The organism is Stappia sp. 28M-7 (genome assembly GCF_014252955.1).
Lineage (GTDB): Bacteria > Pseudomonadota > Alphaproteobacteria > Rhizobiales > Stappiaceae > Stappia.
On the sequence record NZ_JACMIA010000002.1, the window covers coordinates 40,988 to 56,348 of the forward strand.

13 protein-coding genes are annotated in these 15,361 nt (G+C 63.8%); 3 read left to right on the top strand and 10 right to left on the bottom strand.

Annotated elements, in window-relative coordinates; translation table 11 throughout:
* From H7H34_RS21590 to H7H34_RS21605, 4 genes are all read right to left on the bottom strand, one after another.
* On the bottom strand, positions 1-1,767 hold the full coding sequence (locus H7H34_RS21590; protein ID WP_185926684.1) for a DUF3141 domain-containing protein: 1,767 nt from the start codon (positions 1,765-1,767) through the stop codon (positions 1-3).
* Positions 1,764-2,096, bottom strand: a complete 333-nt coding sequence (locus H7H34_RS21595; protein ID WP_209006420.1) for a hypothetical protein — start codon at positions 2,094-2,096, stop codon at positions 1,764-1,766. Before H7H34_RS21595 ends, H7H34_RS21590 begins: the two co-directional genes overlap by 4 nt.
* Before the next feature lie 92 nt (positions 2,097-2,188).
* Positions 2,189-2,815 carry an RNA polymerase sigma factor gene (locus H7H34_RS21600; protein ID WP_185926685.1) on the bottom strand — a complete coding sequence of 209 codons (627 nt, stop codon included), beginning with the start codon at positions 2,813-2,815 and terminating at the stop codon, positions 2,189-2,191.
* 241 nt (positions 2,816-3,056) lie between these two features.
* Positions 3,057-3,938: a DMT family transporter gene (locus H7H34_RS21605; RefSeq protein ID WP_185926686.1), complete on the bottom strand. Its 882-nt coding sequence runs from the start codon at positions 3,936-3,938 to the stop codon at positions 3,057-3,059.
* Between the two features lie 252 nt (positions 3,939-4,190).
* On the opposite strand from H7H34_RS21605, the gene H7H34_RS21610 reads away from it, so the two are divergent.
* The 3 genes from H7H34_RS21610 (at position 4,191) to H7H34_RS21620 (ending at position 7,487) form a co-directional block, all read left to right on the top strand.
* Positions 4,191-5,006: an RNA polymerase sigma factor gene (locus H7H34_RS21610; protein WP_209006421.1), complete on the top strand. Its 816-nt coding sequence runs from the start codon at positions 4,191-4,193 to the stop codon at positions 5,004-5,006.
* A 100-nt stretch (positions 5,007-5,106) separates the two neighbouring features.
* Complete coding sequence (locus tag H7H34_RS21615; protein WP_245165600.1) at positions 5,107-6,447, top strand: SAM-dependent methyltransferase; 1,341 nt, start codon at positions 5,107-5,109, stop codon at positions 6,445-6,447.
* Positions 6,444-7,487, top strand: coding sequence for a type II glyceraldehyde-3-phosphate dehydrogenase (locus H7H34_RS21620; RefSeq protein WP_185926687.1), 1,044 nt, complete (start codon positions 6,444-6,446; stop codon positions 7,485-7,487). The genes H7H34_RS21615 and H7H34_RS21620 overlap by 4 nt, the downstream gene beginning before the upstream one ends.
* A 44-nt stretch (positions 7,488-7,531) precedes the next feature.
* Here H7H34_RS21620 and H7H34_RS21625 read toward each other — a convergent pair whose 3' ends face one another.
* Genes H7H34_RS21625 through H7H34_RS21650 form a run of 6 tightly spaced genes read right to left on the bottom strand, consistent with a single transcriptional unit; the run spans position 7,532 to position 15,346 of the window.
* Positions 7,532-8,302, bottom strand: coding sequence for an SDR family NAD(P)-dependent oxidoreductase (locus tag H7H34_RS21625; RefSeq protein ID WP_185926688.1), 771 nt, complete (start codon positions 8,300-8,302; stop codon positions 7,532-7,534).
* 18 nt (positions 8,303-8,320) lie between these two features.
* Positions 8,321-9,232: a carbamate kinase gene (gene arcC / locus H7H34_RS21630; protein ID WP_185926689.1), complete on the bottom strand. Its 912-nt coding sequence runs from the start codon at positions 9,230-9,232 to the stop codon at positions 8,321-8,323.
* Between the two features lie 4 nt (positions 9,233-9,236).
* Complete coding sequence (gene argF / locus H7H34_RS21635; RefSeq protein WP_185926690.1) at positions 9,237-10,238, bottom strand: ornithine carbamoyltransferase; 1,002 nt, start codon at positions 10,236-10,238, stop codon at positions 9,237-9,239.
* A 24-nt stretch (positions 10,239-10,262) separates the two neighbouring features.
* Entirely contained in the window at positions 10,263-11,492 is a 1,230-nt protein-coding gene (locus tag H7H34_RS21640; RefSeq protein ID WP_185926691.1) for an arginine deiminase, read from the bottom strand.
* Positions 11,493-11,514: 22 nt separating this feature from the next.
* Entirely contained in the window at positions 11,515-12,963 is a 1,449-nt protein-coding gene (locus H7H34_RS21645; RefSeq protein ID WP_185926692.1) for a YfcC family protein, read from the bottom strand.
* A gap of 16 nt (positions 12,964-12,979) precedes the next feature.
* Entirely contained in the window at positions 12,980-15,346 is a 2,367-nt protein-coding gene (locus H7H34_RS21650) for a heavy metal translocating P-type ATPase (RefSeq protein WP_185926693.1), read from the bottom strand.
* Positions 15,347-15,361: the final 15 nt, after the last annotated feature.

The window sequence follows — 15,361 nt, forward strand, 5'->3', positions numbered from 1 at the left end:
TCACTCCTTGTGTGATACGGCGTCCGGATGGTCCGCCTGTGCAGGCGCCGTGATGACGGGGAAAGGGCCGAACATCGCGCCGAAGACACGGGCGATCCAGGCATCGCGCCCCTTGCGCCATGCGCCCAGAACCTCGCCGGTGCGCGCCGACAGCGCGCGTTCGGTGACAATCGCAAGGTGGTCTTCCGGCAAGGGGTCGCGCGTCTCGCGCAGCGTTTCGGCGGTGGATTTGACCAGCGCCATCCACGGATTCACCCGTTCGGAAAACATCGTCCGCGTCCAGCGCATCGGATGCAGGGCACGGAGCGCCTCGGCGCTGGCCGGGGTCGTCGCGGCGCGAATCCAAGGACTGACGAAAGTCGAATAGAAGGCCTCGTTGATCCGCGAAATCTGAGCGACCTGTTTCAAGGCCCCATCATCTGACGCAATGCCCAGATCATCGACCTCGCGCGGCTCGAACCGCACAGCGAAATCACCGCTCTCGCAATCCGGGTCGCCCGACGGGTTGTCGATCACCATCTCGTAAAGCCCCGGCGCGAGCGCCTCGACCTCGTCCAGGCTTTCCAGGATCGCCCGATGCTGGAGCCGCGCGACGGAGCCGGAGACGAAAATTCCCAGATGCCCAACCCGGGGGTGGGTCATGTAGACGATGCGCTGCCCGGCTGCCTTGAGCGCATCGGTGTCAGGATAGAGCTTGCCGATCCACCCCATTGCCTGTTCGGGCGGCGTGATGTTGTCACCTTCCGAGGCGAAGATGATCAGCGGGTTGCGAATGCGTTTGAGGTCAATGGTGCAATGAGCGTCCAGTTGCATCTCGCCCCGCTCCAGCCGGTTGCCGATGAACAGATTCTGCGTAATGCCGAGGATTTCCTCACGGCTGAGCGTGTAGTAGCCATTCCACCAGCGTTCGAATTCGACGAACCGCTCACGCTCTGTGTCGGCATGGGCAAAGAGGGTCGCGTACTTATCCCAGATCGCCTTTTCCGGTTGCAGGGTCTCAAAATTCTGCGCCAGCCAGGCGCCGTCAAAGCGCCCGTCGCCCAGATCCGAGATCATATGCGCGGCCCAGGCCCCGCCGGTCAGCGCGCCCATCATCCGCATCGGGCTGCTTGCCGCCTCGCCCGACCAATAGCTGAGCGGTGAGCCATTCAGCACAATCGGACCGGTCAGGCCGTCGCAATCGGCGGCCAGCAGCGTGGCGGCCCAACCGGCCTGGCAATTGCCGTAGAGCACGGGGGCTGTGTCCGGGTGACGGCGCGCGACCTCGGAGACGAAATCGCGCAGGGCATAATGCACATCCGCCAGGGTCTGGCCGGGCACCGGCTCGGGAAAGAAGATCACGAAATAGACCGGGTGGCCTTCGTGCATCGCCATGCCGACCTCGCTGTCGCGCTTGAACCCGCCGATGCCCGGCCCGTGCCCGGCGCGCGGGTCGATCACGATCACCGGCGGCTTGGCCTCGTCCACGCAATCGTCCCAGCAATCCTCTCCCACCCGCGTGATCCTGAGCAGTGCGTAGTTGGCGGGCCGCTCGAAACTGCGGGCGTCAAGCAAAAGCTCGTAGTCGAAATCCAGCAGCGGCGGCATGCCCTGCCGCTCATGCGCGATCATGTTGTCGGCGCGTTCGCGCAGCGTGTCGAGGAACAGGATCCAGCGTTCAAAGGCGTCCTGAGCATAGGGCGTCTGCGCGCCCGTGCCCACATCGTCAGCGACAGGTGCAGGGGCGTGTTCGGGCGTCTCCATCGCAAGGCGCAGGCTCTTGTTCATGTTCGGTTTCCTCTTGACTGGGGGTCTGTGCCGGAAGGTCTTCCAGCGAGCATCACAAGCACGAGATCCTCCGCGACATCCTCGCGCAGACCGGTCAGCAGATAGGACGCATCGCCGGGCTCGATGCCCAACGCGCGCGCCGCGAGTGACGGGGGCTGGTTCATCATTTCGACCCGGTTGAACAACGCCCGCGCCATCGGGGCGTCGGCATGCCCGCAGGTCTCGGCACAGGCACAGGTCATTTGCGAGAACAAGATCCGAAGATCATCGTCGTCGGATGATGAGTGACGGGTTCCCCCTGATTTCCGATCCATCGTCTTGCGTGGCATGGCTAGGCGACTCCTGTGGTTGAGCCTTCGGGCTTGGTCACAGAAGAAGACGCCGGAAGAAGGAAATCGTTACAGACCCGCCGACAGGGCGATCAGTGTTCCTGTCCCACGTCTTCGCAATCGGTTTCGTGTACGACGTTCGCGCAGCCTCTGGGCGGACAGGAACAATCCTCGCGATCCTCCCGGCAGCATGAGCCGCAATGCGCCGTCAGCGCCTCGCGCAGGGCAGTGCGCGCCCTGTGAAGCCGGACACCGAGGGCGTTGCGCGTTAATCCGAGATCGGCCGCCGCGGTCTCTCGATCCTCCTCGCCGAAATCTATGCGCCGGATCAGTTCGGACTCCACCGGGCGCAGTTCGGAAATCAGCCCCTCATGGCAGGTGCACAACCGCGCCATCTGGCTGGGCGCATCGGCGATCCAGTCTTCGGGTTCGCGCGCCGCCGCTGCCGCCAGACGGTTGCGCCGGGTTCCCTTGCGGTAGTGGTCGTTCAGGGTGGAGCGCAGTATCGTGTAGAGCCACGCATCCATCCGGTCGACATCGCGGAGCTGATCCTTGCGGGTCAGCACCCGGATGCAGAACTCTTGCAACACATCCTCGGCATCCGCGCGGTTGCCGAGCCGTTTGACCAGGAACCCCATGAACGCGCCGCGCCCGTCCAACAGCGCGCGTTCCGGCGAAGTGCCGGGCACCTCCCGCGTGCGACTGTCTTGCGATGCCATGATGTCCCTGCCCTTTCCGCGTATCTTGCGCTGTCATGCAACGATGGTCTGACTGTTGCATCTTGCAGTTTCAATGCGGGCGGGCGTTGACATGGATCAAATGCGTTGCAGCCCGTCGCGCCGCTCTGAAAGACATGGGGTTTCTGTCCGCCTGCGGCAAGGTGGCTTTCGGCGGTGACGGGATGGCCAGGATGTCGCACTGCATCCTGCCGGCGTCAGGTTTCCCTTCGGCGCGGTACGACTACCCTTGTGGTCTGCCCTTGAGATTGACGAACACGATCCCCAAAATGACCAGCGCAATACCGGAAAACTGAATGCCGGACAGACGTTCCCCGAAGAACAGTGCGCCAATCGTAAGACCGAAGATCGGGACCAGAAAGCTGAACACGATCGCCCGGTTCAGCTCGACCTCCTCCAAGACCGAGAACCAGACCCAATACACCAGCGCCGAGCCGAAAAGGGCCAACCCCAGCAAGGATAACGTGAAGGCCGCGTTCCATTGAACCGCGGTCGGATCTTCCATTGCGAAGGCCGCGATGGCCAATGGCACGCTGCCGATGAGCAGTTGCATCCCCATTCCGAAAAGCCCGTCCACCTTGTCCGCGATGGACTTGATCGCCACGTTGCTGATGGTCACGCCGACCGCCGCCAGAACGATATAGGCAAAGCCGATGGCCGAGCCGTCCTGCCCCCCCTCCAGCAGTTGCGGCAGGGCGATCACGAGGACACCCGCGAAGCCGACCGACAGGCCGATCCAGCCGATCCTCGGCAGGTGCTCGCCAAGCCACGCGACGCCAAGCATCGCCGCAAGCAGGGGCTGCGTGTTGGCGATGACGGTGGCGAGGCCGGGAGACACAAACTCGGCCGCATGAAACATGCCCACAAACCCCAGGCTGGTCGCCCCAAGGCCGACGACAGCCAGTGTCACCCAGATGCGCCCGCCGCGCGGAAATGGCCGACGCAAGATCACGGCCAACCCCACCAGAGCCGCGCCTGCCAGACCTGCCCGCATCGTCGCAAAGGTCAGGTGCGGCGCGTATTGCAGCCCCGCCGTGATCAGCGGAAAGCACGCCGCCCACAGGAACATGGCCAGAACGATCTTGGATATGACGGTTGGCGACATCGAGTTTCCTTGTCTGGATCAGAAATGGCAGGAATTGCGGAAATTTTCCGATGTGCCAACTTGGGGGCGAAGTAAAATGACGTTGCGCCCGCCTAAGTCTTACACCGGAAAGGCCAGAGGGCGCTGACCGAGCCTCCGATTCTTCGAGCCTCGGCAAAGCAATGACAGAACCGCAAGCAATCGGAGCAAGCCAAACACCCTGACGCTGTAACGTTTCCGGTGCTTCGGCGTCGTACTCCACAGAGGTGCGATATGAATGAGGACCGAAAACACCGCTCTTCCGTAGAATATCTGCGCGATACAGCCGCCAAGGTCGCGGATACCGCTGTGCGTCGTGCGCTGGTGGAAGGCCGTCAGCATGTCCTGCGTTTCCTGATTCGACGGCTGGGCGATGCGGACGCCGCCGAGGACGTCCTGCAAACGTTCATGCTGCGGGCCATAGACCGCTCCGAGCAACTACGCGATGTGCGCGCCGTTCGCGGCTGGCTCAGTCAGATCCTGGCGTCGTCGATTGCGGATTACGGTCGCAAGGTTGCGCGGCAGCGTCAGAGGGAGGTGGTGATGGCCCCAACCGACCTGGACAACATCCAAGACGGGTTCGACGAAGAACTCGACGAGGCGATTTGCAATTGTCTTTACAAACTGCTGCCGACGATCAAGCCGGAATACGCGGAAGTGATCTGGCGCGTCGATCTTCAGGAGCAGCCGCGCGAGACCGTCGCCGCAGACCTTGGCATCACGCTGAACAACCTCACCGTCCGTCTCCACCCGGGGTCGACAGGCGTTGAAGACGAGGTTGGAACAGATGTGCCTGACCTGCCCCGTTCATGGCTTTCTCGATTGCGATTGCGACGCGACGGAAAAGGCACGCGCGCGCTTTCAGGCGCTGAAAGACGATGCCGGGGCCCAAACGACGGACTGAACCCGGATGCGCGGGCCTTCTCTTTCCGGCATCAACGCAATTCGCCGATCGTGGACTACGATCTGTCAGCGCGGACATGCCGATCAGTCTTGCAAGGATTTTGCCAGCCTATGTCCAGTCTTCCACGCCATCCGCCGGGTTCGTAGACCGTCGCTCTGTAATGAACATTCCCGTCCTTCGTCTGTTCTACCAGACAGCGGCTGTTGATGCCGCCTTTGGAAGAATAACGGGATGGAGCAAGCAATCATGTCCAATGGCGAAACCTCTCACGATCAGCGTTATGAACATCAGGGGGGCCGAACCGGACGCGGGCGCCTCGCGCCGGCGCGGGCGGGCATGTGGTTGCTTGCCAGATCGCTTGGCCACCTCGTGCGAACCGGTCGTCTCACCGTGTTCGATCCCCTTGGCGAGACCTGGCGTTTCGGCCCCGGCGGCGGCCCTTCCGTGTCGATCCGTCTGACCGACAGGGCGCTGCCTGCGCGGCTGCTTGCGAATCCCAGCCTGGCACTGGGCGAGGCCTATATGGACGGGACGCTGCGCATCGAGGCGGGCACATTGCGCGACCTACTGTCGATCTGCATGACGCAGATGGATGCAGTCGACGCATTGCCCGGCAGGCGGTTGACCCGCTGGCTGGATGGGTTTCGGACCCGCAGCCTGCATCACAATCCGATCCGCCGGTCGCACGCCAATGTGGCGCATCACTATGACATCTCGACCGACCTCTATGACCTTTTTCTCGACGCGGACCGGCAATATTCCTGCGCCTATTTCCCCACCGGCGGCGAAACGCTGGAGGAGGCCCAGGCGCTCAAGAAACGGCATATCGCGGCAAAGCTGCTGCTGCGGCCCGGACTGGAGGTTCTGGATATCGGCTCGGGCTGGGGCGGGCTGGGGATGGAGCTTGCACGGCAACATGGTGCCCGCGTCACGGGCCTGAGCCTCTCGACCGAACAGATCGCCGCCGCCCGCGACCGTGCCGCGCGATCCGGCTTGTCGGATCGGGTCGCCTTCGAACGGCGCGACTACCGTCAAGAGCGGGGCCAGTATGACCGCGTTGTGTCGGTTGGCATGTTCGAGCATGTGGGCCGCAGCGGGTTCGATGCGTTTTTCGGAACGCTCCAGCGGGTTCTCAAGGCCGATGGCGTGGGCTTGTTGCACGCAATCGGCACGAAGGCGCCCAAAGGCGGCAGCGATCCGTGGATCCGGAAGTACATCTTCCCCGGCGGCTATCTGCCAACTCTGTCCGAAACCATCGCGGCAGCAGAGCGGTCGGGGATGTGGGTCACGGATGTCGAGGTCCTGCGCTTGCATTACGCCGAAACACTGCGCCACTGGTCCGGACGCTTCGCCGCAGAACGTGAGACCGCGCGAATGCTCTACGACGAACGGTTCTGCCGCATGTGGGAGTTCTACCTGGCCGCCTGCGAAATGGCGTTCCGGAATGGCCGCTTGATGGTCTTCCAGATCCAGCTTGCCAAACGCCGCGACAGCGTTCCACTGACCCGGAATTATATCGCCGAGACCGAGGCGGGGCAGATTGCGGGTAACATGTCGTCCGATACAGACACGAGGAGAGCGTCATGACAGATGAAAAACGGATCAGGGTCGCCGTGAACGGCTACGGCGTGATCGGCAAACGGGTGGCGGACGCGGTCGCCGCCCAGAATGACATGGAGATGGCCGGCGTGGCCGATGTCACCGCCGATTGGCGGGCCCGGATGGCGCGCGCGAAGGGCTTCGCGCTTTTCGCGGCCGATCCGGATCGCGCCCCGGCCATGCGCGCGGCCGGTCTCGACGTGGCAGGCGGTCTCGACGACCTGCTTGGCTCTGCCGATATCGTGGTGGACTGCACACCGAAGAAAGTCGCCGCGCGCAATGTCGAGACCTACCGCGAAACGGGAATCCGGTTCATCCTTCATGGCGGCGAGAAGCACGAGGTGACAGGCCATTCCTTCGTCGCCGAAGCGAATTACGCCAGCGCCATCGGGCGCGACAGCACCCGCGTCGTGTCCTGCAACACGACCTCGATCGTGCGCACGCTGGGGGCGCTCAAGCGGGCCAAGCTGCTCAGCGCGGCGCGCGGAACCCTGCTGCGCCGCGCCACCGACCCATGGGAAAGCCACATGGGCGGGATCATGAACACGCTTGTCCCCGAGCCCGAGATCCCCAGCCATCAGGGCCCGGATGCGCAAAGCGTCGATCCCGATCTCGACGTGATCACCATGGCCGTGAAAGTGCCGCAGACGCTTGCGCATCTGCATTACTGGTCGGTCAGGATGCCGCGCAATGCCTCCAGGGACGAAGTGCTGGACGCGTTCCGCGCCTCCTCGCGCATCGCGTTGATCAAGATGTCGGAGGGCCTGGGCGCGCTCAACGCGGTCAAGGAGATGATGGCCGATCTCGGACGCCCCAATGACAGCCTCTACGAGGTCGCGCTGTGGGAGGACATGCTCACGGTCGAGGGCGACGAATTGTTCTATGCCTATATGGTCGACAACCAGGCCATCGTGATCCCCGAAACCATCGACGCGATCCGTGCGCTGACCGAGGCCGAGCGCGACGCATCGACGTCGATTGCGCGCACGAACGCCGCACTTGGGGTCGGAACGCTCACGGCGACCTAACGGCCCCCGGCGGCCGGTTCCGACCCCTATGGGCAGAGATCCGATCAGCCCGCCGCCATGCCCCCGTCGACGGGATATTGCGCCCCGGTGATAAAGGCGGATTCGTCGGAGGCAAGGAACAGGACCAGATTGGCAATATCGAGGCTTTCGCCATAGCGGCCCAGCGGGATCGTGTCGGCAAGCTGTTGCTTCACCTCCTCGCCGTGGCCGGGATTGAACCCCTCCTCCAGCGACCGCATCATCCGCGTGTTGACCGGCGAGGGATGCACGGAGTTGACGCGCACGTTGTGCCTTGCGACCTCTATCGCGGCGGCGCGCGTCAAACCGACGACGGCATGTTTCGACGTGATGTAGGGTGCGACGTTCGGGCTGCCCTTGAGGCCCGCAATCGACGACATGTTGATCACGCTGCCGCATTTCTGCCCAGTCATCACCGGCAGGACATGCTGCAGCCCAAGAAACGCGCCGCGCACATTGACCGCCATCACGCGGTCGAAATCCTCGATTTTCTGGTCGGCCAGCGGCGCGACCTTGCCTTCGATTCCGGCATTGTTGAAGAACACGTCGATGCGCCCGAACGTCTCGACGGTCTGCGCGACGTATCTCTTGCAATCCTCGACCGAGGAGACGTCGGCTGCGATTGTCAGCAGGTCGTCCGGACTGCCCAGATCCCGCGCAGCATCCGACAGGTCGTCATCGTGGAGGTCCACAAGTGTGACCTTGGCCCCCTCACTCAAGAAGAGCCGCGCGGTTTCCAGACCGATGCCTGCCGCACCGCCGGTGATCAGGGCGACTTTATCTTTCAGACGTTTCATGGTTGGTCCTCCTTGCTTTCAGGTGTTTGCGATCATCGTCCCTGCGCGGCCCTCCAGCATGGCAAGAGCGTCTTCCAGGCGGCCCACGCAGGCGAAACGGTCGCGCCCCGAGACGAATGTCGCAGCGGCTGCCACTTTCGGTGCCATCGACCCGTCGGGCAGGTCTAGGCGCACTGCGTCCTCCGGTGACAATTGCCTTATCGCCGCCTGTGTATTAGTGCCGAAATCGCGGAACACAGCCTCGACATCCGTCAGCAACAGCAGACCATCGGCCTTCAACTTGTGGGCCAGAAGCGCCGTCGCATGATCCTTGTCGATCACCGCCTCGATCCCGATCAGCGATCCGTCCGGCCGCCGGATAACCGGAATGCCGCCACCGCCCGCACAGATCAGCGTGACGTCATGACCGAGCAGCAGTTCCAGCACCTTCAGGTCGGGAATGTCACTGGGCATCGGCGACGGCACCACGCGCCGCCAGTGCGGACCATCGGCGGCAATGCTCCAGCCGCGCGCTTCGGCCAGCCGCTCGGCCTCTGCCTTGTCATAGACCGGACCGATGAACTTGGTCGGCCGGTCAAAGGCAGGATCCCTGGGGTCGACCTCGATCTGGGTCAGCAGCGTGGCCACCGCGCGGTCGTGACCGAGGGCGTTTTCGAGCGCCTGTTCGATCATGTAGCCGATCATGCCATCGGTCTCTGCACCCAGAACGTCGAGGGGAAACGCGTCGTCAGGCTTGTAGGCCGCGCCTTGCAGGGCCAGCAGGCCGATCTGCGGGCCGTTTCCATGGGTGATGACCAGCCTGTGCCCGGCGCGGATAATCTGAGCCAGCGCCGTCGCGGCACCGGCGACGTTGGCGCGCTGCGCCTCGGCGGTCAGCGGCTCGCCCCGGCGCAACAGGGCATTGCCCCCCAGGGCTGCGACAACCAGCATGGCGCTAAGACCCCAGCGTGGCGACGAGCACAGCCTTGATGGTGTGCAGCCGGTTCTCGGCCTGATCGAACACGATTGAGGCCGGGCTTTCGAACACCTCTTCCGTCACCTCCATCGCGGAGATGCCGAAAAGCTCGGCGATCTCGGCGCCGGTTTCGGTCTCGGCATTGTGGAAGGCGGGCAGGCAATGCATGAATCTGGTGCGCGGATTGCCGGTCTTGGCCATCACGTCGGCATTCACCTGATAGGGCGTCAGCAGCTCAATCCGTTCCGCCCATTTTTCTTTCGGCTCGCCCATCGACACCCAGACATCGGTATAGACGAAATCGACGTCTTTCACCGCGGCTTCCATATCATCGGTCAGCGTGATCCGTGCGCCGGTCTGCGCGGCGATGGCATCTGCCTCGTCGCGGATCGCCTGGCCCGGCCACAGGCTCTCGGGCGCGCAGAGCCGCACATCCATACCCATTTTGGCCCCGCCGATCAGCAGGCTGTCGCCCATGTTGTTGCCCGCATCGCCCATGAAGCAATAGGCGATCTCGCGCAGCGGCTTGTCGGAATGTTCCTGCATGGTCAGGAAATCGGCAAGGATCTGCGTCGGGTGGAATTCGTCCGTCAGCCCGTTATAGACCGGCACGCCCGCGTATTGCGCCAGCGTTTCGACTATGGGGTGACCAAATCCGCGATATTCGATCGCGTCATAGACCCGGCCCAGCACGCGCGCGGTGTCCTTGACGGTTTCCTTCTTGCCCATGTGCGAACCCGAAGGGCCGAGGTAGGTGACATGCGCGCCCTGATCGTGGGCGGCCACCTCGAAACCGACGCGGGTCCGGGTGCTGTCCTTCTCGAAGATCAGCGCGATCTCCTTGCCGGTCAGGCGCGGCACCTCGGTGCCTGCGTATTTCGCGGCCTTCAGGTCGGCGGAGAGTTTCAGCAGGAAGCCGATTTCCTGCGGGGTGAAGTCGCGCAGGGTCAGGAAATGGCGGTTTCTCAGGTTGTAGGACATGGGGTTTCCTTGTCGTCGAAGGGTTCAAATGGCGTCGCGGATCGTCGGGCAGCTCATGCAATGGCTGCCGCCCCTGCCGCGACCCAGTTCTGCGCCGGGGATGGCCAGCACCTCGATCCCGGCCTCCTTGAGGGCGGCGTTGGTATCGTCGTTGCGGTCGTAGCCGATGACGACGCCGGGGCGCAGCGCCAGCACGTTGTTGCCGTCATTCCACTGTTCGCGTGATTGCTCGGCCGCATCAGAACCGCCGGTAGGCACCAGGTGCAGTTTCTTATGGCCGAGGATCTCGGCGGTGATCTCGAACAGGTGCCGGGCGTCGCGACGGATATCGAGCGCCGTCTTGCCCGCGCCTGGGCGCAGGTCATAGCAGGTGATCGCATCCGCCACTTCCTTGAACGTGGTCACCACATCGCCCCCGCAATGGGTGAAAACGGTGTCCAGATGCATTGCCGCACGGGAACTGGGCATCTGGCAGGCGATCACCCGCGTCACGTCGCCACCCTCGAACAACGCCTCGGCCAGTTGGCCCACCGCCTGTGGCGTCGATCGTTCGCCCATGCCGACCATGACGACACCGTGGCCGATGGGCATGATGTCACCGCCTTCCAGCGTGGCGGTGCCGAACTCGCGCGTCGGATCGCCGAACAGGACCCTTACCCGACCCGCGAATGTCGGATGGAACCGGTAGACTGCCGCCATCAGCAGCGTTTCGGGCCGCCGCGCGGCGAAATGCATCGGGTTCAGGCTGACCCCGCCATAGACCCACGCGGAATTGTCACGGGTAAAGATGAAATTCGGTAGCGGCGGCAGCACGAAACCATGCGGGCCAAGATAGGCGCCGAACATGCCGGAAGGTGTGAAAGGCAAGTCGTCCACCCTGATGCCGCCCACAAGAAATCTCGCGAGATCGGCGCCGGAGAGGGACTCCATCCAAGCGCGCAGCTCGTCCCGCATCCCAACGCCGACGTCATTGCGGGTGACGCGGTGGTCGAGAACCCAGGCGCGTGCATCCGACAGGTCGAGCGTTTCGCCCAGCAGCGCCATGGCGTCCAGCACCTCGATCCCCTCACCGCGCATCAGGTCGGCAAACACCGCGTGGTCTTTGATCGCCTGTTTGACCCAGAAAACATCGTCGAACAGCAGGTCTTCGCGGTTGTCAGGGGTCAGGCGGCGATGCGCAAGGCCGGGCGGCGATACGATTACCTGACGCAACGTGCCGGCTTCGGAATGTACGCCCAATTTCAGTTCAGACATCTGGGATGCCTCCTTTATTCAATCAGAGAATGGCGGCCAGGCTGATCCCGGCCGAGATGAAGACGACGAGGATCAGCAGCAGGGGCCAGATGAAGACGATCCAGCGGTCGAACGACACGCGCCCGATGGCCAGACCGCCGATCACCACCGCCGATGTCGGCGTGATCAGATTCACGAGCCCGCTCGCCGATTGATAGGCCGTCACCACGAGATCACGGCCAACCCCCGCGAAATCCCCCAACGGGGCAAGGATCGGCATCGACAGGACGGCGAGGCCGGACGACGAGGGCACCAGGAAGCTCATCCCGATCTCGATCCAGAGCATCAGGTTGATGAACGCGATCTGAGGCAGGCCACCAAGCGCGTCGGCGGCACTGTTCAGGATCGTGTCGGCAATCAGGCCCTGCTCCATGATCACCACGATGCCGCGCGCCAGACCGATCACCAGCGCCACCCCCAGGAGATCCTTGGCACCTTCCACAAAGGACGCGGTCAGCGCCTTTTCCCCCATCCGCGCCACCAGCCCGACCACGATGGCCATGCCGAAGAACAGCGCGCCCATCCGGGCCATCCACCATCCCTGGCTGGAGACCCCCCAGATCATCACGGCAAAGGTCGCGAAAAACAGGATCAGAACCAGTTTCTGGGTGCCGCTCAGCTTTGGCTCCTCGAATTCTGCATCCGTCTCGTTCAGAAAAAACTGCCGGTCGCTGTCGCGTTGCGTGGCAACGACGGACCGGGCCGGGTCGGCTTTGACCTTTGATGCGTAGCGCATCACGTAGGCGACACAGATTGCGAGGCCGCCCAACAGAATAACCAGCCGCAAAGCCATGCCTTCGGTGAACGGGATGCCCGCCGCGTTCGAGGCAATCACCGTGGCGAAGGGGTTGATCGTCGATCCCAGCGTGCCGATCCCGGCGCCGATCAGGATGATTGCCACGCCGGTCACCGAATCGTAGCCGGCCGCGATCACCACCGGGATCAGCAGCGCATAGAAGGCCAGCGTTTCCTCGGCCATGCCATAGGTCGTCCCCCCCAGGGCAAAGAGCGACATCAAGATCGGAATCATCCATATCTCTCGCCCCTTAAGGCGCACCATCGCGGTCTGGATGCCGGTGTCGATGGCCTTGGTGGCGTTGACCACACCCAGAAAACCACCCAGAAGCAGCACGAACAGCGCCACGTCGATGGCATTGGCCGCATAGCTGTCGGGATCGTAGAACCCGGCGACCGGTGCCAGCATCACATCGACGAAGCCCTGCGGGTTGGGATCGACCTCCTGGTAGGTGCCGGGCACGGCGATCTCGCGGCCCACCTCCTCGTTCATGGCGCGGTCATACTGGCCCGCCGGGATGATCCAGGTCAGCGCCGCGACGACGATGATCAGACCGAACAGGATCGTGTAGGCGGTCGGAAACCGCGCCGCCATGCCCTTCCCGTCCGGTGTCTTGGTCGATGATGTGTCTGACATCTCAAGTCCCCCTTATTCAATGTGATTTCTGCGAGTGTCCGGCGTGAAGCGGCACCTGGCCTGCCTGCGCATCGCCCTGACCGCCGCCGCTGGCGGACCCACTCTTGCCCGCACCAATACCTTCCAGCCGCGTTCGTTTCAGCAGCAGCGCGTTGACCGCCACCAGCGCGGAGCTGCCCGACATGGCAAGCGCTGCCACGGCGGGGCTGATGATCAACGGATAAAACACCCCTGCCGCCATCGGAAAGGCGACCACGTTGTAAGCCACGGCCCAGAACAGGTTCTGGTGCATCTTGCGCAAGGTGGCGCGCGACAACTCGATGGCCCCCACGACATCGTAGGGATCGCTTTTCATCAGCACGACATCGGCGCTTTCCATCGCCACGTCGGTGCCCGCACCGATGGCAAATCCGACATCGGCCTGGGTCAACGCGGGTGCGTCGTTGACACCGTCACCGACCATGCCGACGCGTCTGCCCTGGGCCTGAAGCTCTTTCACCTTCTCGGCCTTCTGGCCCGGAAGAACATCTGCCAGCACAATGTCGATGCCCAGCTCGGCCGCGATCCGCCGTGCGGTGCCTTCGTTGTCGCCGGTCAGCATCGCCACCTCGACCCCGCGTTCGCGCAGCTTGGCCACGGCGGCCACCGCACTTGGGCGCGGCGCATCGGCGATGGCGATAAGGCCCAGCATCCGGCCCGCTTGCGCCACATGCACGACCGTACGACCCTCGCCCTTCAGGCGCTCGGCCTCGGCTGTCAGGGTGCCAACGTCGATGCCCTCCTCGTCCATCAGCCGCCGGTTCCCGACCAGCACGGTTTCGCCTGCGATCTCGGCGCGCGCGCCCCGGCCTTCGAGGTTGAGGAACCCGGCCATCTGCGGCACGTCCAGGTCGGCGGCGCGCTCGACAATGGCCAGGGCCAGCGGGTGGTCGGAACCGCGATCGACCGCCGCCGCGGCCCGCAACGCATCATCTTCGGTGCTGCCCTCACCGGACACCACCTCGACCACGCGCGGCTGGCCCATGGTCAGGGTGCCGGTCTTGTCGAAAACGATCACATCGAGCTTGGTCGCGTCTTCCAGCGCGCCCGCGTTCTTGAACAGGATGCCGTGCTGCGCCCCCAGCCCGGTGCCGACCATCACCGCCATCGGCGTGGCCAGCCCCAGCGCATCGGGACAGGCGATCACGAAAACGGTAATGGTCAGCGTCAGCGCGAAGAGCAGCGGCGAGCCGATCCACCAGAACCACACCGCGAATGTCGCAAGCCCGATCACGATGGCGATCAGGACCAGCCATTGCGAGGCGCGGTCGGCCAGAAGTTGCGCAGGGGCCTTGGAGTTCTGCGCCTCCTGCACCAGCTTGACGATCTGCGCCAGCGCAGTGTCGGCCCCGACCTTGGTGGCACGGTAGCGGAAGCTGCCGCTCTTGTTGATCGTGGCGCCGATCACGGTGTCGCCCACGGCCTTGTTCACCGGCATGGATTCGCCCGTCAGCATGGATTCGTCCACCAGCGACGTGCCTTCGATGACCTCGCCATCGACGGGGATCTTGTTGCCGGGCCGGATCAGCACGATCTCGCCCTGCAGCACCTCGGAGGTGGGCACCTCGACCTCCTGCCCGTCGCGGATGACGGTCGCCATCGGCGGCGCAAGATCAAGAAGCGCCCGGATCGCAGCCGAAGCGCCGGCGCGCGCGCGCATCTCCAGCCAGTGGCCCAGCAGGATGAAGACCAGCAGCACCGCCACGGCCTCGTAGAACTGCACGCCGGGAAAGAAAAAGGTCGAGCCGACGCTGAACACATAGCCCGTGCCGACCGACAGCACGACCAGCACTGCCATGTTCAGGATGCCGTTGCGCAGCGCCCGCCAGGCGGCGACGAAGAACGGCCAGCTTGGCCAGATGATCGCGGCACTGCCCAGAAAGAACAGCCACAGGTCCAGCCTCAAACCGAAAGGCGGCGCGGGCGGCGTGAACATGCCCCCCATCGGCGAATAGATGAAGATCGGGACGGTGAACAGCAGCGCCACCCAGAAGCGGTTGCGCATGTCGCGGACCATGTCGGCCATGTCCATGCCGCCGCCGTGGCCCATCTCATGCGCCATTGCATCATGGCCGGCGGATGCATCCCCTTTGGGCATCTGGTGGTCCGCATGGCAGACGTGGTTCGGAACCCGCTCCCCGGCGCAGTGAAACCCGCAGGTTTGAATTGTGCGCTGCAGCGTCTCTTCGCTGACCGCCGCTTCGTCGTAATGTACTGTCACGCTTGCCGATGCCGGGTTCGCTTCGGCGCGGTGCACGCCGTCCAGAGCTGACAAATGGCGTTCGACCGCGAGATGATCGAGTTCCTCGAATAGCCCGCCGACTTCAAGGTTCAGTGTCTTCAATGTTGGCTCCTGTCG